This window comes from Achromobacter sp. SD115 (assembly GCF_017355315.1).
Taxonomy (GTDB): domain Bacteria; phylum Pseudomonadota; class Gammaproteobacteria; order Burkholderiales; family Burkholderiaceae_B; genus Achromobacter; species Achromobacter xylosoxidans_B.
Genome location: NZ_JADIJM010000016.1, coordinates 148,430 through 172,478 on the forward strand (window position 1 = coordinate 148,430; position 24,049 = coordinate 172,478).

Sequence of the window (24,049 nt, forward strand, 5' to 3'; positions counted from 1 at the left end):
TCCGGTTGCGGCGTCAGGCCTTGGGCGCCTGCTGCGCCTCTGTCTGTGGCGCGAGCGCCGACGGTGCGTCTGTCACGCCCGCGGTCGCCCGCGAGCGCTCTTCTTCGCGCAGGCGCAGGATGCGGCGCTGGATTTTACCGGTGGTCGTCATGGGCAGCTCGTCGACGAATTCGATCTCCTTGGGGTATTCATACGGGGCCAGGCGCTCGCGCACGTGTTCCTGCAGGTTCTCGATGATGTCGTTGCGGTCGCGCTGCGCGAATTCCGGCGTCAGCACCACATAGGCCTTGACCAGGGCGCCGCGCTCGGCATCCGGCTTGGGCACGACGGCGGCGTTGGCCACCGCGGGATGCCCGATCAGGCAGCTTTCGATTTCCCCGGGGCCGATCCGGTAGCCGGCGGATTTGAACACGTCGTCCGCGCGGCCCGCGTACCAGAGGTAGCCGTCGGCGTCGACCGTTGCCAGGTCGCCCGTCAGGCACCAGTCGCCCTTGAACTTGGCCTGGGTGGCGGCTTCGTTGCGCCAGTAGCCCAGGAACATCACCGGATCGGGATAGCCGTGGATGTCGAGCCGGTTGACGGCGATCTCGCCCGTGCCGCCGGCCGCGACCGGCTTGCCGTCTTCATCCAGCACCGCGACGTTGTGGCCCGGGTATGGCCGGCCCATGCTGCCCGGCTTGGCGGGCCAGCGCTTTTGGCTGTTGCCGACCACATAGTTCATTTCCGTCTGGCCGAACATTTCGTTGGGCGTCACGCCCAATGCCGACTGGCACCATTCGAAGACGGTTTCGCCCACGCTTTCCCCGGCGCTCATGATGGAACGCAAGGCCAGCTGATAGCGGTTGCGGGGCTCCGGCACCGCTTTCATCATCATCTTGAGCGCGGTGGGGAAGAGGAAGGTGTTGGTGACCTGGTAGCGCTCCAGGAGTTCGAAGGCGCGTTCGACCGAGAAGCGGCCGCGCGTGCCGACGATGGGGTGTCCGAAGTACAGGGTGGGCAGCAGGGCATCCATCATGCCGCCGGTCCAGGCCCAGTCGGCGGGCGACCAGAACACGTCGGCGGGCTTGGGGAACCAATCTTGAGAGGCCACGAAGCCCGGCAGGTTGCCGATCAGCACACTATGCGGCAGCAGCGCGCCCTTGGGGGCGCCGGTGGTGCCGGAGGTATAGAGCAGGATGGCCGGATCCGACGAGCGGGTCTGGACCATCTTGAATTCGCTGGGCTGGCGCGCCAGCAGGCTGCGCCAGGGCAGTACGCGCTCGTCGGCGAAGCCGATGCCGATGATCTGCTGCAGGTTGGGACAGTTGTCGCTCACGGCCAGCAGATTGGCGCTGGAGGCGTAATCCACGATCGCGACGCGGGTTTCGGAGTCGCGCAAGCGGCTTTCCAGGGCTTCCGGGCCGAACAGGGCGGACAGCGGCAGCACCACCGCGCCGACGCTGTAGATGGCCATATGGGCCACTACGGTCTCGGGGCGTTGTCCCAGTACCACACCGACGCGGTCGCCGCGCCCCACACCCATTTTCACCAGGCCGTTGGCCAGTTGATTGACGGCTTCCGCCAGGCGGGCATAGGTCCAGACTTCGCGGTTGCCGGATTCATCTTCGTAGTAGATGGCAATGCGCCGCGCATCCGGACTGCTGGATGCCCAGCGGTGGCAGCACGCTTCCGCAATGTTGAACTGGGTGGGTACCAGCCAGCGGAATGTTTGGTAGAGCGCCTGATATTGGTCGTTCATGGCCCTATGTTGTAAGCATGTTGCAGCGTGAACGGGTCAAGTTCGCCCGTTGCCCCAGATGCAAGCATGACCTAGAGGGCCGTGAACTGCAACATCCCCGTTGCGTAACGGGGACGCATACGGGTTATCACGGGTGTTTGCCTTGCCGGCGCAGCGCGGACGGCAGGGCCGGCAGCGTCAGCGAGCGGGGCGGACGGGCGGCGGGGTCGGCCTCGCGTTCCGCCGTGATGGCGGCCCAGTCCAGTAGCTGGAGCTGGCCATCGTGGGTCTCCGCCAGGGCGGAGAGGCTCTCCACCCAGTCGCCGTCGTTGCAGTAGAGGATCTCGCCCACGTAGCGCAGTTCGGCCTTGTGGATATGGCCGCAGACCACGCCGTCCAGGCCGCGGCGCCGGGCTTCGCCCGCCAGCGCTTCCTCGAAATCGGTGATAAAGGACACGGCGTTCTTGACCTTGTGCTTCAGGTATTGCGACAGGGACCAGTAGTGCAGTCCCAGGCGGTGGCGCAGCCGGTTGAAATGATGGTTGATCCACAGCGCCAGTTGGTAGAGCCCGTCGCCCAGGTGCGCCAGCCAGCGGCTGTGCTGGATCACGCCGTCGAACTGGTCGCCGTGCAGCACCAGCAGGCGCTCTCCCTTGGCGGTGACGTGCACGTCCTCGTCCAGGATTTCGATGTCGCCGAAGGCATAGCCGGCGAACTCGCGCGCGAATTCGTCGTGGTTGCCCGGGATGAACACGACCCGGGTGCCATTGCGGGCCTTGCGCAGGATGCGCTGGATGACGTCGTTGTGCGCCCGGGGCCAGTGCCAGTGCTTGCGCAACTGCCAGCCGTCGACGATGTCCCCCACCAGGTAAAGGGTGTCGGAATCGTTGTGGTCGAGGAAGTCGAGGAGGAATTCCGCCTTGCACCCGGCGGTGCCCAGGTGAATATCGGAAATCCAGAGGGCGCGCCAATGCGCAGGGCGGATTTCGTTCACGGTAGCTTTCCCAGGGGCTGTGCTCATGCCTGGGAATGAAACCATCCGGCGATGACCGGAACATGAACGCCATGTGACGCTGTTGTGACGGCGTGATGTCGCCCGGTGCAGCGGTGCACGGCGGCAGGCCGCGCGCCGGACTGCAGGGAGTTGAGCGGCCGGAGCCGCCTTATGGCCCGGTGGTCAGGGTTGTTGCTGGTTGGCCTTCTTGGCGCGCAGGCGCTTCCACAGGCCGCCACCCAGCGCGGCCGCGGCCAGCACGCCGACCTTGGCGAACTTCGCCAGGAAGGCGGCGATCACGGCGAACAGGCCCAGCTTCTTGGCCGCCACGCCAGCCACCAGGGCGGCCAGGCCGTATTCGGCCACCTTGTCGGTCGACGAGTTGAAGTCGGCGTAGCGCTTGCCTTCGACGTAATCCAGCTTGTCCAGCAGGGTCAGCACGGCCGTCTTGTCCTTGGGCACCATGCTCTTCTGCGTGATCAGGTCCAGCGTGATGTAGCCGTCGCGGCCCAGCGCGTAGGTGTTGTAGTTGACGGTGGGGTTTTCGGTGGCGCTTTCGCCCTTGTGCTTGACGGCGACCGACCAGACCAGGCGCTGCGTACTGCTGTCGTACTTCGGCGCTTCGACCCAGCCGTCCATGATCAGCTCGGGGAAACCGCGCTGCTTGCGCTCTTCATTGGACTGCTCGGTGCCTTCGCGCAAGCTGTCCAGCAATTCGTTGACGTTCCAGTTCTTGGCGTCGTCGTCCTTGATGTAGCCGGCCTTGTCGAAATTGACGGTAATGACCCAGTCGTCATCGTCGCTCTTGGGCATCACCACGCCCAGCAGGGAAGGATCCTTGCCATTGCCGTAGGCCGCCATCAGCCGGTCGGCCTGCAGGCGCGGCACGAAGAACATGGATGCGGGCAGATGGACGATTGCCTGGTCGCCCAGCTTGACGTCGGCTGGCCCTTCCTGGGCCGCGGCGAAGGCGGCTTTCGTGGCTGCTTCGATTTCCTGCTGGGCAGCCGCGTTCTGCGCGAAGGCGCTGGCGGGCAGCAGGAACAGGGTGCTGGCGGCAGCCAGCGCAACACGGGAAAGAAAAGCGCGCATGATGGTTCTGGGGCGTCTGAAAAAAGGGGCCTCATTGTCTTTGCGGTCGACTTTCAACTTTCTGAAAGCAAACGGCTAAATCGCCGCATGATGTTGCTGTTTGTCGCAGGATGTGTGCGGCACGCCTGCCAGCGCGCCGCATCCGGGTCTATCGGGCTTTCTTGCGTTGCGGCGCGTTGCGCAGCCGCGTACCCAGGAGACGGTCGTGCAGGAATTGGCCGTCGGGGTCGAACCAGGACCAGATGAAGATGCTGAAGGGCGCGGCGACGATGAACATGTCCATCGAGGGCCAGCCAGTGGCGCTGGCGGCGGCCCAGACCACCGCCGCGCCGGCCAGCACCAGGGGCCAGACCAGGACATAGCGCAGCATCAGCCGGGCAGTCGAGGGGGTATTGCCGTCGCGGTCGACCAGACGGATGTTCCAGGTTTTCATGGGCAGCGTCTGGCCGCGGCGGCGCCAGCACAGCACGAAATACGCGCCGATGGCCAGGAACAGCCAGGCCTGCCGGGCGCCGCGCAATTCCAATGCGTTCTTGCTCTGGGTCAGCGTATCCAGCAGATAGCCCGCCAGGAACACCACGCCGAACAGCAGCACGGCTTCGTACATCATGCAGGCGAACCGGCGCAGCCGGTTGGGGGTCTGGTCGAGGAGGGCGTCGGTCGTCATGGGTCGCTATTATCCGACAAAGCCGGCGTTCGGCGACGACGCGCTGCGTGGTGCTTGCAGCGATCCGCGAGAGTTTTGCCGGGCGGGGCCATCTCGGGCAAAAAAAAACCCACCGGTAAGGGCGGGTCTTAAAAGGGGCTGTGCAGCCCCCAAGGGGAAAACTGTTCAGGCCACGAGCCTGGGCCTTGCTCAGGCGGCGGAGTGCGCGTTCTTGGCGCTCGTCTTGCCAGCCAGGGCACGGATGCCGTGGGCCAGCTTACGCAGGCCGGCGGCCAACGCCCGCATCGGGTGCGGACGGAATTGTTCTTCAATAGCCTGGAGCATCAGTTGGCGCTCGAGTTCGTCGGTCAGGCGGATGGTGTTGTTCGGGTTGATCACAATAGCCTCCACGGGCTTGCACTGTTTGTTTAGCTACTAGGGATAACCCGAATTATAGGGGTTAACCCTGAACTTGTGCAAGTGGCCGGTGCGTATTGGCAACACCTTGGTTCGATGATGCTCCCAAACGGGGCGGGGGAACACCATAAGCAAAGATACGCGCAGCATGTTGCTGCGCGTTTACAACGTACTGCGCCAGGGGAAAAAGCGGCGCCCGGGGGGCCGCAGCCGCCCGGGGTGCGAGGTGTGCTCAGGCGTCGCGGTAGCCGGCGGCGACCAGCTCGAACCCGAACAGGCGGCAGTCCAGCGAGCCGTTGTGCAACGGCACGCGGCGCTTGGGCTTCAGGCGCAGCTGGTTGGGCAAGGTCAGGTCGCTGGTGATGACATGCAGCTGCCAACCAGCGAAATTGCGCTTCAGGCAGGTGGCCCAGTCGCGCCACAGATCCGCGTCCTGTTCCGTCCCCATGCGTTCGCCGTAGGGCGGGTTGGTGACGATCCAGCCATGATCCGCGGGCGCCGTGACGTGGCGGGCGTCGCCGACCTCGAAGCGGATGGAGTCTTCCGTCAGCCAGGCGCGTTCGGCGTTGTTGCGGGCGAATTCGATGGCTTGCGGGTCCAGGTCGTAGCCGACCAGCGGCGCGTCCAGCTGCGGCAGGATGCGCGAGCGGGCGTCGTCCTTCAGGTCGCGCCAGCGGTAGGCGTCGTGCCCGCGCAGGCGCTCGAAGCCGAACGGGCGCGAAATGCCCGGAGGCACGCCCAGCGCGATCCAGGCGGCTTCGATCAGGATGGTGCCCGACCCGCAGAAAGGATCCAGCAGCGGCGCAGCCGGATCCCAGCCAGCCAGCGCCAGCATGCCGGCGGCCAAGTTCTCGCGCAGCGGCGCTTCGCCCTTGTCCAGGCGCCAGCCGCGCTTGAACAGGGATTCGCCCGAGGTATCGAGATACAGCGTGGCGGTGTGTCCGGTCAGGAACAGGTGTACGCGGGCATCCGGGCGCACCGTGTCGATGCTGGGGCGTTCGCCTTCCAGTTCGCGCAGGCGGTCGCAGATGCCGTCCTTGGCGCGCAGATTGCAGTACTGCAGGCTTTGCACCGGGCTCTTGATGGCCGAGGTGTCCACGCGCAGGGTCTGCTCGGCGCCGAACCAGCGTTCCCAGGGGGTATCGCGGGCCAGGTCCAGGATGTCGTCTTCGTGCGAAATCTCGGCATGGGCCACTTGCACCAGAATGCGGGTGGCCAGGCGGGAATACAGATTGGCGCGCTGCACGCCCGCCCAGTCGGCGGTGAAGGAACAGCCGGCGCGGCCGGCCTGCGCGTCCTCGAAGCCCAGCGCCTGCATTTCCGCCGTCAGCGCCTCTTCCAGGCCCTGGGGGCAGGGGGCGAAGATGGGAAATACTTCCGCCTGGCGGGTTTCGCGCGGGCGGCGGCTGCGCGTTTCCACGGCGGGCTCGCGCCTGTCGCGGCCGTCGTCATGGTCGCGAGCTTCGGCGAAATCCGCTTCCTGCGCGTGGTCGGGTTCGGCCAGGTATTCCGGGGCGGGGCCGTCGTCCTCGAACGGGTCGTAGAAGCGGCCTGCCGGCGTGGCCGGCGCGATGTACTGATCGTCCCGCAGACGCGGTGCGCGCTGCGGCGCGCGGCCGGAGCGGCTGCCGGATTCGGTTTCGCGGCGCGGGCCGTCGTCGCGCTTGCGGTCTGACGCAGAGCGGCCAGGCGCGGCCCGGTCCGAGGTGTTACGGCCTGACGCGGCCCGGTCTGACGCAGCCCGACCTGGCGCGCCACGATCCGACGCGCCGCGGGCGGGCTGGCCGCGGCCGGTGCCGCGCGGTCCGCGGGCCTCCTCGTCCTTGCGCCGCTGATAGGCGGCGGGGTCCTTCTGGCGTTCGATGCTTTCCTTGGTGCGCTCCTGTTGCGCGACCAGGCGGGCGCGGGCGCCCGTGCGGGTGCGCTTGGGGGCGTCTTCGGCGTGGGCGTCGCGCGCCGTTTTCTTGATCGTCAGCGTCTTGCGCGGACGGTCCTGTTCATCAGAGGACATACGAATCCTGGCGAATGTGCAGAGGTAGGGGGTATCAGAAGGGTTTGACGACGACCAGCGCCACCACCACCAAGAGCAGCAAGACGGGAACTTCGTTGAACCAGCGATAGAACTTGTGCGAACGGGTATTTTTGCCCTGTTCGAATTTGCGCAGCATCAGGCCACAGGCGTGATGGTAGCCGATGACGAGCAGGACGAAAAAGAGCTTGGCGTGCATCCAGCCGTTGCCGGGGCCCACGCCGATGCCATAGCCCAGGTACAGCCACATGCCGAACACGACGGCGACCACGGCCAGGATGGTGGTGAAGCGGTACAGGCGGCGCGCCATGCCCAGCAGGGTGGTCTGGACCGTGGCGTCCGATTGCTGGGCCAGGTTCACGAATATGCGCGGCAGGTAGAACAGGCCGGCAAACCAGGAAGCGATGAAGACGATGTGAAAGGTCTTGACCCAAAGCATGGCCATGGTGCGATCCAGTCGAGGAAAGCCGCATTGTAAGCTGCGCCACCCTGCGCCCAGGGCCGGAGCAAAGCCCCGCGGACGGGGCTTTGCGGGACGGCGGCTCAGATCACGTACAGGTCGACGTACTCGTGCACCGGCATGGCTTCCAGCCGCTTCTGGTCCAGCGAGGCCTGCAGGATGCGGTCCTGCTGGCGGGCAGGGAACATGCGCGCCAGGTTGGTGCGGAACTTGGCTTCCAGCAGCGGTATGCCTTCGGCGCGGCGGCGCTTGTGGCCGATTGGGTACTCGCAGACGATTTCGTCCAGCCGGGTGCCGTCCTTGAATTCCACCGTCAGCGCATTGGCGATGGAACGCTTGTCGGGGTCGTGATAGTCGCGGGTGTAGGCCGGGTCTTCGACGCAGACGATCTTGTCGCGCAGCGCATCGATGCGGGGATCCTGCGCCACCGAGTCCTCGTAATCGGCCGCGGTCAGGCGGCCGTACAGCGTCGGCACGGCCACCATGTACTGGATGCAATGGTCCCGGTCGGCCGGGTTCGCGAGCGGGCCTTTCTTGTCGATGATGCGGATGCAGGCTTCGTGCGTGCGTATGGTGACTTTCGCGATGTCGTCCGCGCTCTTGCCGGCGGCCTTCAGTCGGCCGTGGAGCTCCATGGCGCATTCGACGGCGGTCTGCGCGTGGAACTCGGCCGGGAATGAGATCTTGAACAGCACGTTTTCCATCACGTAGCTGCCGTAGGGGCGCTGGAACCTGAACGGCTGGCCCTTGAACAGCACATCATAAAAGCCCCAGGTCTTGGCCGTCAGCACGGACGGGTAGCCCATTTCGCCGGTCTTGGCGATCAGCGCCAGGCGCACGGCGCGACTGGTGGCGTCGCCCGCGGCCCAGCTCTTCCTGCTGCCGGTATTGGGGGCGTGGCGATAGGTGCGCAGGCTCTGGCCGTCGACCCAGGCCAGCGACACCGCGTTGATCACTTCCTCGCGGCTCAGGCCCAACATCTGTGCCACCACGGCGGTGGAGGCCACCTTGACCAGCACCACGTGGTCCAGGCCGACCTTGTTGAAGGAGTTCTCCAGCGCGATGCAGCCCTGGATCTCATGCGCCTTGATCATGCCGGTCAGCACGTCGCGCATCAGCAGGGGCGGCTTGCCCGCCGCGACCGCGGTGCGGGACAGCCAGTCGGCGGTGGCCAGGATGCCGCCCAGGTTGTCGGACGGGTGGCCCCATTCGGCGGCCAGCCAGGTGTCATTGAAGTCCAGCCAGCGGATCATCGTGCCGATGTTGAACGCGGCTTGCACGGGATCGAGCTGGAATTGCGTGCCAGGCACCTTGGCGCCGTGGGGCACGGTCGTGCCGGGCACGATGGGGCCCAGCAGTTTCTTGCACGCCGGGTATTCCAGCGCTTCCAGGCCGCAGCCCAGCGTGTCGATCAGGCAGTTGCGTGCCGTCTCGTACGCCAGGCCGCTCTGGATTTCATACTTCAGGACGTAGTCGGCGATGTCGACCAGGACCTGGTCGGGATCGGGACGGACGTTGGAGAACGGGGCAGACATAGCGGTACCTCTCCATGGAATGAATACAGGTGGCCATGCCGTGCCCTCGTCCGTGTCCCGGTCTTACTTGCGCTTTTCCAGCGGCACGAACTTCTGGTCTTCCGGGCCCACGTAGTTGGCGGTGGGGCGGATGATCTTGTTGTCGACGCGCTGTTCGATGATGTGGGCCGACCAGCCCGCCGTGCGCGCGATGACGAACAGCGGCGTGAACATGGCGGTCGGGACTCCCATCATGTGATAGCTGACGGCCGAGAACCAGTCCAGGTTGGGGAACATCTTCTTGATGTCCCACATGACCGTTTCCAAGCGTTCGGCGATATCGAACATCTTGGTGCTGCCGGCCTGCTTGGACAGCTTCTTGGCCACTTCCTTGATGACCTTGTTGCGCGGGTCGGACACGGTGTAGACGGGGTGGCCAAAGCCGATGATAACTTCCTTGGCTTCGACGCGGCGGCGGATGTCGGCCTCGGCCTCGTCCGGCGTGTCATAGCGCTTCTGCACGTCGAAGGCCACTTCGTTGGCGCCGCCGTGCTTGGGGCCACGCAGCGCGCCGATGGCGCCCGAGATGGCCGAGAACATGTCCGAGCCGGTGCCGGCGATGACGCGGGCGGTGAACGTGGACGCGTTGAACTCGTGTTCGGCGTACAGGTTCAGCGAGATGTGCATGGCCTTGACCCAATCATCGCTGGGCTTTTCGCCGTGCAGCAGATGCAGGAAGTGGCCGCCGATGCTGTCGTCGTCCGTCTGTACGTCGATGATGCGGCCGTTGTGGCTGTAGTGGTACCAGTACAGCAGCGCCGAGCCCAGGTTGGCCATCAGGCGGTCGGCGATGTCGCGCGCGCCCGGGGTGTTGTGGTCGTCTTTTTCAGGCAGCACGCAGCCCAGCACCGACACGGCGGTGCGCATCACGTCCATGGGGTGGCTGGCGGCGGGCAGGGCCTCCAGCGCGGCTTGCAGCTGGGCGGGCAGGCCGCGCAGGCTGCGCAGCTTTTCCTTGTAGGCCTTCAGTTCGGCCTTGTTCGGCAGCTTGCCGTGGACGAGCAAGTGGGCGATTTCCTCGAATTCGCTGGTGTGGGCGATATCCAGGATGTCGTAGCCGCGGTAGTGCAGGTCGTTGCCGCTGCGGCCAACCGTGCACAGCGCCGTGTTGCCGGCGACAACGCCAGACAGCGCAACCGATTTCTTGGGCTTGAAACCGGCTTTTTCTTCCGGCTTGGCGTCCGATTTGGCCACTTGCTTCTTGGGAGCCGTGCTCATGTCTCTACTCCTTCCTTTCGCGATGGTCGTTGCTATGGGGGTGGGCATGCAAGGCGCCGGGCGGCTGCCGCGGCGCCGGAAACCGAGGGCTTGCTTACGCCTTGCCTTTCTGGAAAAGCGCGTCCAGCTTGGATTCGAACTCGTGATAGCCGATGCGGTCGTACAGTTCCTCGCGCGTCTGCATCAGGTCCACCACGTTCTTCTGGTGGCCGTCGCGGCGGATAGCGGTGTAGACCGCTTCGGCGGCCTTGTTCATGGCGCGGAAGGCCGACAGCGGGTAGAGCACCATGCCCACGCCCACGCTCTTCAGTTCTTCCACCGAGAACAGCGGCGTCTTGCCGAATTCGGTGATGTTGGCCAGCACCGGCACCTTGACTGCCTTGACGAAGCGGTCGTAGGTGGGCAGGTCGTAGGCGGCTTCGGCGAAGATGGCATCGGCGCCCGCTTCCACGCAGGCCAGCGCGCGCTCGATGGCGGCGTCGACGCCGTGCGAGGCGATCGCGTCGGTGCGGGCGATCAGGTAGAAATCAGTGTCGGTGCGGGCGTCGGCCGCGGCCTTGACGCGGTCGGCCATTTCCTCGGTCGAGACGATTTCCTTGCCCGGACGGTGGCCGCAGCGCTTGGCGCCGACCTGGTCTTCGATGTGGCAGGCGGCGGCGCCGAACTTGATCAGGCTCTTGACGCTACGGGCGATGTTGAAGGCCGAGGGGCCGAAGCCGGTGTCGATGTCCACCACCAGCGGCACGTCGCAGACGTCGGTGATACGGCGCACGTCGGTCAGGACGTCGTCCATGGTGTTGATGCCCAGATCGGGCAGACCCAGCGAGCCAGCCGCGACGCCGCCGCCGGACAGGTAGATCGCGCGGTAGCCGGCGCGCTTGGCCAGCAGTGCATGGTTGGCGTTGATGGCGCCGATGATCTGCAGCGGGCTTTCTTCGGCGAGTGCGCGGCGGAAGAGGGCGCCGGCGGATTCGGGTCTGGACATGGGTGGTCTCCGTAATTTGGACCGGGTGTTTTCAGAATGCCCCGGATGGAAGGACTGGCCGGAAAATAGATCTGTCCCCTTCGCGATATTCCTTTGCGCAGGAGCAAAGGGACAGGTTTATGTTTCGGTCTTGCTTAGGAATTGGGCCCGCGCAAACGGGCCCAATTCTTTACTCATGCGCTGCTTACTTCAGCAGGTCCTTGACGCCGTCGCGCTCTTCGAGGAGCTCTTTCAGCGTGAAGTCCAGGCGCTCGCGCGAGAAGGCGTCGATTTCCAGGCCTTCGATGCGCTTGTATTCGCCGTTTTCGGTCGTGACCGGCACGCCGTAGATGATGCCTTCCGGGATGCCGTAGGAGCCGTCCGACGGGATGCCCATCGTGACCCACTTGCCGTTGCTGCCCAGGACCCAGTCACGGACGTGGTCGATGGCGGCGTTGGCGGCCGAAGCGGCCGAGGACAGGCCGCGGGCTTCGATGATGGCGGCGCCGCGCTTGCCCACGGTGGGGATGAACGTGTCGCGGTTCCAGGCGTCGTCGTTGATCAGCTTGGACAGCGACTCGCCGCCGACGGTGGCGAAACGGTAGTCGGGGTACATCGTGGGCGAGTGGTTGCCCCACACGACCAGCTTTTCGATGTCGGCGACGGCCTTGCCCGACTTGGCGGCCAGTTGCGACAGGGCGCGGTTGTGGTCCAGGCGCAGCATGGCGGTGAAGTTCTTGGCGGGCAGGTCCGGCGCCGACTTCATGGCGATGTAGGCGTTGGTGTTGGCCGGGTTGCCCACGACCAGGACCTTGACGTTGCGGCTGGCGACGTCGTTCAGGGCCTTGCCCTGAGCCGTGAAGATCTGGGCGTTGACGGACAGCAGGTCCTTGCGCTCCATGCCGGGGCCGCGCGGACGGGCGCCAACCAGCAGGGCCACATCAACGTCCTTGAAGGCGGTGCGCGGGTCGCTGTGGGCGGTGACTTCTTGCAGCAGCGGGAAGGCGCAGTCATCCAGTTCCATGATGACGCCCTTCAGGGCCTTTTGCGCTTTCTCGTCGGGAATTTCCAGCAGTTGCAGGATGACGGGTTGATCTTTACCCAGCATTTCGCCCGAGGCGATGCGGAATAGCAGTGCGTAACCGATTTGGCCGGCGGCGCCGGTGACGGCGACACGCAAGGCAGGCTTGGACATGGACGTTCTCCGTAATGGTTTGGCGAGAAAAAATCTCACCAATCAGTGTAATCGTTGGGCGTGAAAATCAACGCGGGTGCGGTAGCGTGCGCAGCGGCGGGCGCGGAGGTGCGCGCAGCGGCTGGCGCAGGGCCTGGACAGCGTTGAATCCTAGATCGAATTTACGTGTCCGTCAATTGCTCTTCTATCTTATATAAGACATAAGACGTTGGACAGCTTCCCGGCCGATATGCCACAATAGAGCGTTTATTCGAATGCGCCGCAGCCCGGTTCCGGCTGCGCGCCTGTATCAAGCCAGAACCTTGGCGGCAGCAGCGCATTGCGGATGGGTTCGCTGCCTTGCGCCGCCCTCCCATATCCCCGGATAAACATGACTCAATCGAAAAGATCCATGGCAGAGCCCCGGCCCGAAACCTCCTTACGCATTCGCGCCGCCCGCACGGCGGGCGAGGGGGCCGCTTTCAGTCCGCTCTACCGCCAAATCAAGGATCTGCTTGTCCAGAGCCTGGAACGCGGCGAATGGAAGCCCGGCGAGCTCATCCCCAGCGAAATCGATCTGGCCGCCCGTTTCCAGGTGAGCCAGGGTACGGTGCGCAAGGCGGTCGACGAGTTGGCCGCCGAGCACATGCTGCTGCGGCGCCAGGGCAAGGGCACTTTTGTCGCCACCCACCACGAAGCGCGCGTGCGCTACCGCTTCCTGCGCCTGGCCGCCGACGAAGGCGAGGCCGGCCGGGCGGAAAGCCGCATCCTGGAATGCCGACGCCTGCGGGCGCCCGCCGAGATCGCGCGCGCCCTCGACCTGCGGGCCGGCGAAACCGTCATCATGATCCGCCGCCTGCTGTCCCTGGGGCAGGCGCCCACCGTGGTGGACGACATCTGGCTGCCTGGTTCCATTTTCCGTGGACTGACCCTGGAACTGCTGAGCGCCAACAAGGCGCCGCTCTATGGTCTGTTCGAATCCGAATTCGGCGTGAGCATGGTGCGCGCGGACGAAAAGCTGCGCGCGGTGATCGCGCCGGCCGAGGTCTGTCCGCTGCTTAATGTTCCCGCCGGGACGCCGTTGTTGCAGGTGGATAGGGTGTCTTATACGTATGGTGACCGCCCCATGGAAATTCGCCGGGGGTTGTACTTGACCGATCGATACCACTACCGCAATAGTCTGAATTGATGAGTTTTTTACCTACGATTTGATACCGACCCTATCTCTGGGCGAAAATACCGTGTTTGCCCGCAAGGGCGACGGCATTTCCGCCGTAACGATTCCCTAGTTCCGAAACACCGAGGCCGTCATGTCCGACACCGCTGCCAAGCCACGTCCGCAGTTTCGCAATATTGGTATTGCGCAACTCGCCAGCTACCGCCTGCCCCTGGCCGGCAAGCTGTCCATTCTGCACCGCGTCAGCGGCGCGCTGCTGTTCCTCTGTCTTCCCTTGGTCATTCTGCCGCTGTTCGCGGCCAGCGTGGCCGCGCCGCAGACGTTCGCAGCCGTGGCCGCGTACGCCGGCAATCCGATCGTCAAGCTTGTCTTCCTGGTCCTGATCTGGGGCTACCTGCACCACTTCTGTGCCGGCATCCGCTACCTGCTGCTGGACCTGCACATCGGCATCGACAAACTGTCGGCCAAGAAGAGCGCCGGCGTGGTCTTCGGGGTGAGCCTGGCGCTGACCCTGGTGTTCGCTCTCAAACTGTTCGGAGTGCTGTAATGGCCGACGTCAAAAACTACGGACCCAAGCGTCTGGTCGTGGGCGCCCACTACGGCGTCATGGACTTCATCATCCAGCGTATCACCGCCGTCATCATGGCCGTGTACACGCTGGTGCTGCTCATCGGCATCCTGATGATGCCGGCCTTCACGTACGAGCACTGGACCGCGCTGTTCAACTTCTACGTGGGCGTTCTTCCGGTTGGCCAGATCCTGGCCACCCTTGCATTCATTGCGCTGGCCTGGCATGCCTGGATTGGTGTGCGCGACATCTGGATGGACTACGTCAAGTCGGTGGGCGTGCGCCTGCTGCTGCAAGTGCTGACGATCCTCTGGCTGGTCGGTTCGGTCGTTTACTTCGCGCAAATCCTCTGGAGCATTTAAGCCGTGGTCTCTGTCATGAAATCCCTGCCGCGCCGCCAGTTTGATGTGGTGGTCGTTGGCGCCGGCGGAGCCGGCATGCGTTGTTCGCTGCAACTGGCCCAGGCGGGCCTGTCCGTTGCAGTGCTGTCCAAGGTGTTCCCCACGCGTTCGCACACCGTTGCCGCACAGGGCGGCGTGAGCGCCTCGCTGGGCAACATGAGCGAAGACAACTGGTACTGGCACATGTACGACACCGTCAAGGGTTCGGACTGGCTGGGCGACCAGGACGCCATCGAATTCATGTGCCGCGAAGCGCCGAACGCCGTGTACGAGCTCGAACACTTCGGCATGCCGTTCGACCGCAACCCCGACGGCACCATCTACCAGCGTCCGTTCGGCGGCCACACCGCCAACTTCGGTGAAAAGCCGGTCCAGCGCGCCTGTGCCGCTGCCGACCGCACCGGCCACGCGCTGCTGCACACCCTCTACCAGCGCAACGTTGCCGCGCGCACCCAGTTCTTCGTCGAATGGATGGCGCTGGACCTGCTGCGCAACGAAGCGGGCGACGTCGTGGGCGTGACCGCTCTCGAAATGGAAACGGGCGAAATCTATATCCTGGAAGCCAAGACCACGGTGCTGGCCACCGGCGGCGCCGGCCGCATCTGGGCCGCTTCCACCAACGCCTTCATCAACACCGGTGACGGCCTGGGCATGGCCGCCCGCGCGGGCATCCCGCTGCAGGACATGGAATTCTGGCAATTCCACCCGACCGGCGTGGCCGGCGCCGGCGTGCTGATCACGGAAGGCGTGCGCGGCGAGGGCGGCATCCTGCTGAACAAGGATGGCGAACGCTTCATGGAGCGCTATGCGCCCACGCTGAAGGATCTGGCTCCGCGCGACTTCGTGTCGCGCTCGATGGACCAGGAAATCAAGGAAGGCCGCGGCTGCGGTCCGGACGGCAGCTACGTGGTCCTCAAGCTGGACCACCTGGGCGCCGACGTCATCAACAAGCGTTTGCCCTCGATCCGCGAAATCGCCATCAAGTTCGGCAACGTGGACCCGATCAAGGAACCGATCCCCGTCGTTCCGACCATCCACTACCAGATGGGCGGCATTCCGGCCAACTACCACGGCCAGGTGTTGTCGCGCGAAAATGGCGAAAACAAGGTTGTCAACGGCCTGTACGCCATCGGCGAATGCGCCGCGGTGTCGGTGCACGGCGCCAACCGCCTGGGCACCAACTCGCTGCTGGACCTGATCGTGTTCGGCCGCGCCACCGGCAACCACATCGTCAATTCGCATCCGGAACGCCAGCACGCGCACCAGCCCGTGCCGCAGCAAGCCGTCGAATTCTCGCTGGACCGCGTCAACAAGCTGGAATCGCGCACCTCGGGCGAGAAGACCCAGGACATCGGCAATGCCATCCGCTTCTCGATGCAGCGCCACTGCGGCGTGTTCCGCACGCTGGAACTGCTGAACGAAGGCGTGACCCAGATCGAAGATCTGGCCAAGCAAGCCGACAATATCTACTTCAAGGACAAGTCCAAGGTGTTCAACACCGCGCGCGTCGAGGCGCTGGAAATGGCGAACATGACGGAAGTGGCCCGCGCCACCATCAAGTCGGCCGCCGCCCGCACCGAAAGCCGCGGCGCGCACGCGCTGGACGACCACCCGACGCGCGACGACGAAAACTGGCTGAAGCACACGCTGTGGTACTCCGAAGGCAGCCGCCTGGATTACAAGCCCGTGCAGATGAAGCCGCTGACGGTCGAGTCCTTCCCGCCCAAGGCGCGTACCTTCTAAGTCCGGATTGAGCCCACTATGAGCAACAAGAGAATCGTCAAGTTCGAAATCTACCGCTACGATCCGGACAAGGACGAGCGCCCGTACATGCAGAAGCTGGAAGTCGAACTCCAGCCGACCGACAAGATGCTGCTCGATGCGCTGGTGCGCATCAAGAACGACGTCGATGACAGCCTGGCCCTGCGCCGCTCGTGCCGTGAAGGCGTGTGCGGTTCGGACGCCATGAACATCAACGGCAAGAACGGTCTGGCGTGCACCACCAACCTGCGCGAATTGAAGGAACCCATCGTTCTGCGTCCGCTGCCGGGCTTGCCCGTCATCCGCGATCTGATCGTGGACATGACGCACTTCTTCAACCAGTACCACTCGATCCGTCCGTACCTCATCAACGACACGCCGCCGCCCGAAAAGGAACGTCTGCAGTCGCCCGAGGCGCGCGAAGAGCTGGATGGCCTGTACGAGTGCATTCTGTGCGCGTGCTGTTCCACTTCCTGCCCGTCGTTCTGGTGGAACCCGGACAAGTTCGTCGGCCCGGCCGGCCTGCTGCAAGCCTACCGCTTCATCGCCGACAGCCGCGACGAAGCCACGGGCAGCCGTCTGGACAACCTGGAAGATCCGTACCGCCTGTTCCGTTGCCACACCATCATGAATTGCGTCGACGTCTGTCCCAAGGGACTGAACCCGACCAAGGCGATCGGCAAGATCAAGGAACTGATGGTTCGCCGCACGGTCTAGTGCTAAGCAGTGTATTGAAGGTGTAAAGAAAGATGAGCAGGCTAACTGAATTGGAGCGGGCGCGTTTGCGTTGGCGGGCGCGCCGCGGCTTGCTCGAAAACGACTTGATCATCACCCGGTATCTGGATGCCCACGAGGCTGAGCTTACCGATGATGACGTGGCGGCATTGACGCAGCTTTTCGAGATGGGAGACAACGACCTTCTCGATCTGCTGCTGGCCCGCAAAGAGCTTGAAGGCGCGCTGGACACGCCCAGGCTTCGGAGCATCATTGGCCAGATGCGCGCGCTCTGATTAATTGAGAGGAATGAACATGAACCTGTCTGACAAAAAAGCCACTCTATCCTTCTCGGATGGCAGCGCCCCCATTGAGTTCCCTGTTTACAAGGGTACGGTTGGTCCGGATGTGATCGACATCCGCAAGCTGTACGGCCAGACGGGCATGTTCACGTTTGACCCCGGCTTCATGTCCACCGCCGCTTGCGAATCGGGCATCACGTACATCGACGGCGACAAGGGCGAACTGCTGTACCGCGGCTACCCCATCGAGCAATTGGCCGTCAATTGCGACTTCATGGACATCTGCTACCTGATCCTGAACGGCGAACTGCCCAACAAGGACCAGAAGGCCGACTTCGATTCGCAAGTCACCCATCACACGATGGTGAACGAGCAGCTGCACTTCTTCCTGCGCGGTTTCCGCCGCGACGCGCACCCGATGGCCGTGCTGACCGGCCTGGTCGGCGCGCTGTCCGCGTTCTACCACGACTCCACCGACATCACGAACCCGCAGCATCGCCACATCTCGGCCATCCGCCTGATCGCCAAGATGCCGACGCTGGTCGCGATGGCCTATAAGTACTCGCAAGGCCAGCCCTTCATCTACCCGCAGAACGACCTGTCCTACACGGGCAACTTCCTGCGCATGATGTTCGCCACGCCGTGCGAAGACTACAAGGTCAACGAAGTCGTCGAGCGCGCGCTGGACCGCATCTTCATCTTGCATGCCGACCACGAGCAGAACGCCTCGACCTCGACCGTCCGCCTGTGCGGCTCGTCGGGCACCAACCCGTTCGCCGCTATCTCGGCCGGCGTGGCTTGCCTGTGGGGCCCGGCTCACGGCGGCGCCAACGAAGCTTGCCTGCAGATGCTGGAAGAACTGCAAGCCAACGGCGGCATCGCCAAGGTCGGCGAGTTCATGGAGAAGGTCAAGGACAAGAACTCGGGCGTGCGCCTGATGGGCTTTGGCCACCGCGTCTACAAGAACTACGACCCGCGCGCCAAGCTGATGCAGGAAACCTGCAAGGAAGTGCTCTCGGCCCTGGGCCTGGAAAACGACCCGCTGTTCAAGCTGGCCATGGAACTGGAACGCATCGCCCTGTCGGATCCGTACTTCGTCCAGCGCAAGCTGTACCCGAACGTGGACTTCTACTCGGGTATCGTCCAGCGCGCCATCGGCATCCCGACTTCGCTGTTCACGGCCATCTTCGCGCTGGCCCGCACGGTGGGCTGGATCGCCCAGTGGAACGAAATGCTGTCGGATCCCGATTACAAGATCGGCCGCCCGCGCCAGCTGTTCACCGGTTCGGTCACGCGCGACGTGCCGCCGATGGACAAGCGTTGATACGCTACTGCCTGGCTTGAACAAGAAACCGCCTTCGGGCGGTTTTTTGTTGCCGTTTGTCGTGCGAAGACGGGTGGGCGGCCCGGTGTTTGAACATGGCGTTTGGGTTTGGCGTTTATCATCCATGCCATGATTCCCATAGCATTGCCTTCCGCCGGCTTCTACATCTTCGTTTCCCTGGGCTTTCTTGCGGGCCTGCTGCTGCTCGGCTGGGCCGTGGTCTTGGCGGTGAGCGCGGGCGCGCGCCGCACCGTACGCAAGTACTGGAAGACTTCCGCTCTGGCGTCGATCGTGCTGGCCGTGCCGTTCGCGTTCTATGCGTGGGTCCAGACGGTGGTCTGGCAGATCGAGCGGGAGGGTGCCCGTGCGGAGGCCGCCCGCAATGTCACGCTGCAGGAAACCACCACGGTCGGCGGCATTGCCATGCCAGCGGGAACGCGACTGAAGCTGCAGGACGAAGGGCAACTGGAAACCTATCTCGAAGCGGAGTTTCCACAGCCTGTGGCCATGTACGGGGTACTGGCGTCGAGCGCCCGACGCTATCTCAACACCGATTACGACAACGACACCTACGCCTTGCTGCGCCGCTACCCGCGCAATGTGATCCTGCGCGGCGCGGGTAGCCAGGCGGTGCAGGGTTGGCAGTGCGACGCCACACAGGACATCGAATTCGAGGTGGCGAGCGACGGCGCCATGAAGGCGTTCGACAAGTGCGTGCTGGGCCCGGGCAACCGGGTCGAGACCGTGGACCTTGCGCCGGGTTCCATCGTCTACGGTTCGAGCGGCACCGTCTACACCGATGGATCGCGCGATCCGGATCGCTGGCGCATCGAGGTCAAGAACCCGGTGGCGGTCAAGATATTCGGGCTGCCTTTGAGCGAGCCCCGGCTGTACCTCGACGAGGCGCGGCGCCTGTTGCGGGTCAGCGATGCGGAACTGGCCTGCCCGACGCGTTTCGGCGGCGTGAGCTATGCCGCGGGCACCCAGGTCAAGTCGGCGCGGCGCGGCCGCGGCGATGCGCGCGAGCCGTATCCGGGCGTTCTGGTGCTGAGTCCCTGGGACGGCCAAGTTGCCCGGCGTGACGGCCAGGCCGACGTGCCCGAGGGCATGTCGGTCATGCAGACGCTGGCCGGCGAGGTCGTGGACGTGCTCAAGAACGACGAGGCGGGCGTGTTCCACTTCGCCACCATCATCGTGGGCGACGAGGAACCGCAGCCGAGCCGCGCGGCCTGCCCCTGAACCACGCAGCAGGCCGGGCAGCCTGCCTTATGCGCCGATGCCGCGCGCCATCAGCACGGCGAACAGCGGCAGGAAGATGAACAGGTGCGATTCGATCATGACCCAGCGGCGGGCGCGCTTGATGTCGGCCGCGGGAGGCACGAAGCCCGGCTGCTGGCGGGATTGCTTGGCCCAGCGCAGGAAGGCCATCGTGGGCGGGATCGAACAGAGGCCGATGATGACGAACAGCGTGATCTTGGCGTGGAACCAGGGATTGCTCATATAGAACGCGGCGCCCTTGGCGCCCAGCGTCAAGCGCAGCACGCCGGTGATGAGCACGACCACGGCGCTCAGCGCATAGAGGCGGTCATAGATGACCAGGCGCTTGAGGCCGTTGGCGCTGAGATCGGGCCGCAGCAGCACGGCCTCGGCTGTCAGGACCACCACGAGCAGGAAAATGGCCAGGTAGTGAAACCAGGCATACAAGGCATCGGCCAGCATGTTGACTCCGGAAAACAAGGTCGAACTTGGTTTTTACCATCAGCGCGGGTAGGGCAGCTATCTTGATGGCGTGACCCCTCCGGAATGAAAAAGAGCGCCCCGAGGGGCGCTCTTTGCCTTAGCGGCGGTCGCTCATCAACGACGCTTCTTGGCGGCCTCGGCGGCTTCCTGCTGCGCGTCCACCACGGCCAGCGCCGTCATGTTGACGATGCGGCGCACAGTCGCGCTGGTGGTCAGGATGTGCACGGGGCGAGCCGCGCCCAGCAGGATCGGACCCATCGCGACGCCATTGCTGCCGGTCATCTTCAGCATGTTGTACGTGATGTTGCCGGTGTCCAGCGTGGGCATGACGAGCAGGTTGGCGCGGCCCTTGAGGGTGCTGTCCGGGTAGGCCAGGACGCGGATCTTTTCCGACAGGGCGGCGTCGGCGTGCATTTCGCCGTCGACTTCCAGGTCGGGAGCGCGGTCCTGCACCATCTGGCGCGCGGCGGCCATCTTGCGCGAGGATTCCGTCACGCGGCTGCCGAAGTTGGAGTGCGACAGCAGGGCGATCTTCGGCACCACGCCAAAGCGCAGCATTTCGTCCGCGGCCTGGATGGTGATGCTGGCGACTTCCTCGGCCGTCGGGTTCTCGTTGACGTGGGTGTCGGTGACGAACAGCGTCTGGTCGGGCAGCATCAGCACGTTCAGGGCGGCGTAGGTCTGGCCTTCCTTCTTGCCGATGATTTCGTCGATGTACTTGAGCTGGTTGTCGTACTTGCTGGCCACGCCGCAGAGCAGCGCGTCGGCATCGCCGCGGCGCAGCAGCATCGCGCCGATCAGCGTGTTGTGCTTGCGGATCATCGCCTTGGCGATGGCCGGCGTCACGCCTTCGCGGCCCTTCAACTGGTAGTACGCAGCCCAGGTCTCGTTGAAGCGGCTGTCGTCTTCCGGATCCACGATCTCGAAGTCCTGGCCGGCGACCAGGCGCAGACCGAACTTCTTGATGCGCATCTCGATGACGGCCGGGCGGCCGATCAGGATCGGGAACGCCAGCTTCTCATCGGCCACGGTCTGTACCGCGCGCAGCACGCGCTCGTCTTCGCCGTCGGCGTAGATGACGCGCTTGGGCGCCTTCTTGGCCTGTGCGAACAGCGGACGCATCAGCTGGCCCGAGTGGTACACGAAGCCCATCAGTTTCTGACGGTAGGCTTCGATGTCCTCGATGGGACGGGCGGCCACGCCGGAGTCGGCGGCGGCCTGGGCCACGGCCGGCGCGATCTGGACGATCAGGCGCGGGTCGAAGGGCTTGGGAATGATGTAGTCCGGGCCGAACGACAGTTCCTGGCCGGCGTAGGCGCGGGCCACTTCGTCGTTCTGTTCGGCCTGTGCCAGTTCGGCGATGGCCTTGACGCAAGCCAGCTTCATTTCTTCCGTGATGCGCGAGGCGCCAGCGTCCATGGCGCCGCGGAAGATGAACGGGAAGCACAGCACGTTGTTGACCTGGTTCGGGTAGTCCGAACGGCCGGTGGCGATGATGCAGTCCGGGCGGGCGGCCTTGGCCACTTCGGGACGGATTTCCGGTTCCGGATTGGCCAGCGCCAGGATCAGCGGGCTGGCGGCCATGGTCTTGACCATGTCGGCGGTCAGCACGCCGGCGGTCGAGCAGCCCAGGAACACGTCGGCGCCGTTGACCACGTCGGCCAGCGTGCGCGCGTCGGTCTTCTGCGCATAGCGCTTCTTGTTGGCCTCCATGTTTTCATCGCGACCGTCCCAGATCACGCCGCGCGAGTCCACCACGTAGATGTGCTCGCGCTTGACGCCCAGGTGGACCAGCAGGTCCAGGCAGGCGATGGCGGCGGCGCCGGCGCCCGAGCAGGCCAGCTTGACCTTGCCGATGTCCTTGCCCACGACCTTCAGGCCGTTCAGGATGGCGGCCGAGGAAATGATGGCGGTGCCGTGCTGGTCGTCATGGAAGACGGGGATCTTCATGCGCTCGCGCAGCTTCTTCTCGATGTAGAAGCACTCGGGCGCCTTGATGTCCTCGAGGTTGACGCCGCCCAGCGTGGGCTCCAGCGCCGCGATGATGTCGACCAGCTTGTCCGGATCATTCTCGGCCAGTTCGATATCGAAGACGTCGATGCCGGCGAACTTCTTGAACAGGCAGCCTTTGCCTTCCATTACCGGCTTGGCGGCCAGCGGGCCGATGTTGCCTAGGCCCAGCACGGCGGTGCCGTTGGTGATCACGCCCACCAGGTTGCCGCGCGAGGTGTACTTCGAGGCGGCGTCGTCGCCCTGGTCGAAGATGGCCATGCAGGCGGCCGCCACGCCGGGGGAGTAGGCCAGGGACAGGTCATCCTGGTTGGCCAGGGTCTTGGTCGGGGTGACCGAGATTTTGCCGGGGGTGGGGTAGGCGTGGTAGTCCAACGCCATTTTGGTGAGAGTTTCGTCCATGGGATACAGGCCTCTGGGGCACAAAATGGAAAGGAAGACGGATTGAAAAAGGCGGGCTCGCGGCCCGCCGTATTTTTTTGGAAATGCTTGGGAACACCCGTATTTCAACAGAAAGCGCGGGCGCTTGGTTGTTGCGGTGCAGCGAATGGACGATTTTGCGCAAGACCTCGCTGCATCGCGGATCGCAATCCTACAGTTCCCAAGGCGGCGTCTGGCGCGCGCTGGCATTCAAGCGGGCGCGCAACGCCTTGGCGTCTTCCTGGCGGTCCAGGCTGTCCAGCGCGTGCAGCACGATCCAGTCCGCGCTGACCTCGAAGAAGTCGCGCAGCTGGGCGCGGGTGTCGCTGCGGCCGAAGCCGTCGGTGCCGAGCGTGCGGTAGGGCGCGGGCACCCAGGCGCGGATTTGCTCGGGCACGGCGCGCACGTAGTCGCTGGCGGCGACGACCGGGGCGTTGCTTGCGCCCAGGCAGGTCCGGACCCAGTCGACGCTGGCCTGCAGGCCCAGCGCGCGGGCGCGTTCGGCTTCGCGGCCGGCGCGCGCCAGCTCGGAGTAGCTGGTGACGCTCCAGACTTCCGCGTCCACGCCGTAATCGGCCTGCAGGCGTTCTGCCGCGAGTTCCGCCTCGCGCAGCATCGGGCCTGCGCCCAGCAGGCGCACCTGGGCCTGCGCGCGCGCGGGCCGCAGGCGGTACATGCCGCGCAGGATGCCCTCGCGCACGTCCTCGCCTTGAGGCATGTCCGGTTGCGCCAGGTTCTCGTTGGTGACGGTCAGGTAGAAGAATTCATCGCGCTGCTCGTCCAGCATGCGGCGCATGCCGTGTTCGACGATGACGGCGACTTCGAAGGCGTAGGCCGGGTCATAGGCGCGGCAGTTTGGCACGGCCGCCGCCATGATGTGGCTGGATCCGTCCTGGTGCTGCAGCCCTTCGCCGCCCAGGGTGGTACGGCCGGAGGTGGCGCCGATGAGGAATCCGCGCGTGCGCTGGTCGGCGGCGGCCCAGATCAGGTCGCCGATGCGCTGGAAGCCGAACATCGAGTAATAGATATAGAAGGGCAGCATCGGCAGGCCGTTGACCGAGTAGCTGGTGCCGGCGGCCGTCCAGGACGAAATCGCGCCGGCCTCGGTGATGCCTTCTTCCAGGATCTGGCCGTCGCGCGCCTCGCGGTAGTACAGCACCGAGCCTATGTCCTCGGGTTCGTAGAGCTGGCCTTGCGCCGAATAGATGCCGATCTGGCGGAACAGGTTGGCCATGCCGAAGGTGCGCGCCTCGTCGGCCACGATAGGCACGATGCGCGGCCCCACGGTGGTGTCCTTGAGCAGCGCGGTCAGCATGCGCACGATGGCCATGGTGGACGACATTTCCT

At 64.8% G+C, this 24,049-nt stretch carries 21 protein-coding genes and 1 pseudogene; 8 read left to right on the top strand and 14 right to left on the bottom strand.

The genetic code is table 11. The annotated features are described in order from the left end of the window. Positions 1-13 precede the first annotated feature (13 nt). From IPU70_RS21820 to IPU70_RS21870, 11 genes are all read right to left on the bottom strand, one after another. Positions 14-1,738: an acyl-CoA synthetase gene (locus IPU70_RS21820; protein ID WP_207470242.1), complete on the bottom strand. Its 1,725-nt coding sequence runs from the start codon at positions 1,736-1,738 to the stop codon at positions 14-16. Between the two features lie 127 nt (positions 1,739-1,865). Continuing rightward, on the bottom strand, positions 1,866-2,738 hold the full coding sequence (locus tag IPU70_RS21825; RefSeq protein ID WP_207470244.1) for a UDP-2,3-diacylglucosamine diphosphatase: 873 nt from the start codon (positions 2,736-2,738) through the stop codon (positions 1,866-1,868). Between the two features lie 156 nt (positions 2,739-2,894). After that, entirely contained in the window at positions 2,895-3,803 is a 909-nt protein-coding gene (locus IPU70_RS21830; RefSeq protein ID WP_207470245.1) for a DUF2167 domain-containing protein, read from the bottom strand. Positions 3,804-3,951: 148 nt separating this feature from the next. Then, the gene (locus tag IPU70_RS21835) at positions 3,952-4,470 is read right to left on the bottom strand and encodes an RDD family protein (RefSeq protein WP_207470247.1); all 519 of its coding nucleotides are present in this window, start codon (positions 4,468-4,470) and stop codon (positions 3,952-3,954) included. 189 nt (positions 4,471-4,659) lie between these two features. Then, positions 4,660-4,848, bottom strand: a complete 189-nt coding sequence (locus tag IPU70_RS21840; protein ID WP_006389355.1) for a hypothetical protein — start codon at positions 4,846-4,848, stop codon at positions 4,660-4,662. 250 nt (positions 4,849-5,098) lie between these two features. Next, a complete protein-coding gene (locus IPU70_RS21845) occupies positions 5,099-6,877 on the bottom strand; it encodes a THUMP domain-containing protein (RefSeq protein ID WP_207470249.1) in 1,779 nt (592 codons plus the stop codon). A gap of 34 nt (positions 6,878-6,911) precedes the next feature. Then, positions 6,912-7,340: a CopD family protein gene (locus IPU70_RS21850; RefSeq protein WP_013392301.1), complete on the bottom strand. Its 429-nt coding sequence runs from the start codon at positions 7,338-7,340 to the stop codon at positions 6,912-6,914. A 98-nt stretch (positions 7,341-7,438) separates the two neighbouring features. Next, on the bottom strand, positions 7,439-8,890 hold the full coding sequence (locus IPU70_RS21855; protein ID WP_207470254.1) for a bifunctional 2-methylcitrate dehydratase/aconitate hydratase: 1,452 nt from the start codon (positions 8,888-8,890) through the stop codon (positions 7,439-7,441). A gap of 63 nt (positions 8,891-8,953) precedes the next feature. Then, a complete protein-coding gene (gene prpC, locus IPU70_RS21860; protein WP_013392303.1) occupies positions 8,954-10,147 on the bottom strand; it encodes a 2-methylcitrate synthase in 1,194 nt (397 codons plus the stop codon). Positions 10,148-10,241: 94 nt separating this feature from the next. Further along, entirely contained in the window at positions 10,242-11,132 is an 891-nt protein-coding gene (gene prpB / locus IPU70_RS21865; protein WP_054450739.1) for a methylisocitrate lyase, read from the bottom strand. A 184-nt stretch (positions 11,133-11,316) separates the two neighbouring features. Further along, positions 11,317-12,306: a malate dehydrogenase gene (locus IPU70_RS21870; RefSeq protein ID WP_207470255.1), complete on the bottom strand. Its 990-nt coding sequence runs from the start codon at positions 12,304-12,306 to the stop codon at positions 11,317-11,319. Positions 12,307-12,697: 391 nt separating this feature from the next. Here IPU70_RS21870 and IPU70_RS21875 point away from each other — a divergent pair, with 391 nt between their 5' ends. From IPU70_RS21875 to IPU70_RS21910, 8 genes are all read left to right on the top strand, one after another. After that, entirely contained in the window at positions 12,698-13,474 is a 777-nt protein-coding gene (locus tag IPU70_RS21875; RefSeq protein WP_013392306.1) for a GntR family transcriptional regulator, read from the top strand. Between the two features lie 121 nt (positions 13,475-13,595). Continuing rightward, positions 13,596-14,009: a succinate dehydrogenase, cytochrome b556 subunit gene (gene sdhC / locus IPU70_RS21880; RefSeq protein WP_013392307.1), complete on the top strand. Its 414-nt coding sequence runs from the start codon at positions 13,596-13,598 to the stop codon at positions 14,007-14,009. Beyond that, the gene (gene sdhD, locus IPU70_RS21885) at positions 14,009-14,392 is read left to right on the top strand and encodes a succinate dehydrogenase, hydrophobic membrane anchor protein (RefSeq protein WP_013392308.1); all 384 of its coding nucleotides are present in this window, start codon (positions 14,009-14,011) and stop codon (positions 14,390-14,392) included. The genes sdhC and sdhD overlap by 1 nt, the downstream gene beginning before the upstream one ends. Before the next feature lie 15 nt (positions 14,393-14,407). Continuing rightward, on the top strand, positions 14,408-16,174 hold the full coding sequence (sdhA, locus tag IPU70_RS21890; RefSeq protein WP_242702634.1) for a succinate dehydrogenase flavoprotein subunit: 1,767 nt from the start codon (positions 14,408-14,410) through the stop codon (positions 16,172-16,174). 18 nt (positions 16,175-16,192) lie between these two features. Further along, positions 16,193-16,909, top strand: a complete 717-nt coding sequence (locus IPU70_RS21895) for a succinate dehydrogenase iron-sulfur subunit (protein ID WP_013392310.1) — start codon at positions 16,193-16,195, stop codon at positions 16,907-16,909. 32 nt (positions 16,910-16,941) lie between these two features. Beyond that, the gene (locus tag IPU70_RS21900) at positions 16,942-17,202 is read left to right on the top strand and encodes a succinate dehydrogenase assembly factor 2 (RefSeq protein WP_129241980.1); all 261 of its coding nucleotides are present in this window, start codon (positions 16,942-16,944) and stop codon (positions 17,200-17,202) included. 19 nt (positions 17,203-17,221) lie between these two features. Further along, entirely contained in the window at positions 17,222-18,532 is a 1,311-nt protein-coding gene (locus IPU70_RS21905; protein ID WP_013392312.1) for a citrate synthase, read from the top strand. Positions 18,533-18,661: 129 nt separating this feature from the next. Further along, positions 18,662-19,771 carry a hypothetical protein gene (locus IPU70_RS21910; protein WP_207470256.1) on the top strand — a complete coding sequence of 370 codons (1,110 nt, stop codon included), beginning with the start codon at positions 18,662-18,664 and terminating at the stop codon, positions 19,769-19,771. A 27-nt stretch (positions 19,772-19,798) separates the two neighbouring features. On the opposite strand, the gene IPU70_RS21915 is transcribed toward IPU70_RS21910, so the two are convergent. The 3 genes and pseudogenes from IPU70_RS21915 to IPU70_RS21925 all read right to left on the bottom strand — a co-directional run. After that, positions 19,799-20,251 carry a DUF2214 family protein gene (locus tag IPU70_RS21915; protein ID WP_207470257.1) on the bottom strand — a complete coding sequence of 151 codons (453 nt, stop codon included), beginning with the start codon at positions 20,249-20,251 and terminating at the stop codon, positions 19,799-19,801. A 135-nt stretch (positions 20,252-20,386) separates the two neighbouring features. Next, complete coding sequence (locus tag IPU70_RS21920; protein WP_088139109.1) at positions 20,387-22,684, bottom strand: NADP-dependent malic enzyme; 2,298 nt, start codon at positions 22,682-22,684, stop codon at positions 20,387-20,389. A 190-nt stretch (positions 22,685-22,874) separates the two neighbouring features. Next, positions 22,875-24,049 (bottom strand): annotated as a pseudogene (locus tag IPU70_RS21925) (pyruvate dehydrogenase (acetyl-transferring), homodimeric type); the annotation flags it as partial.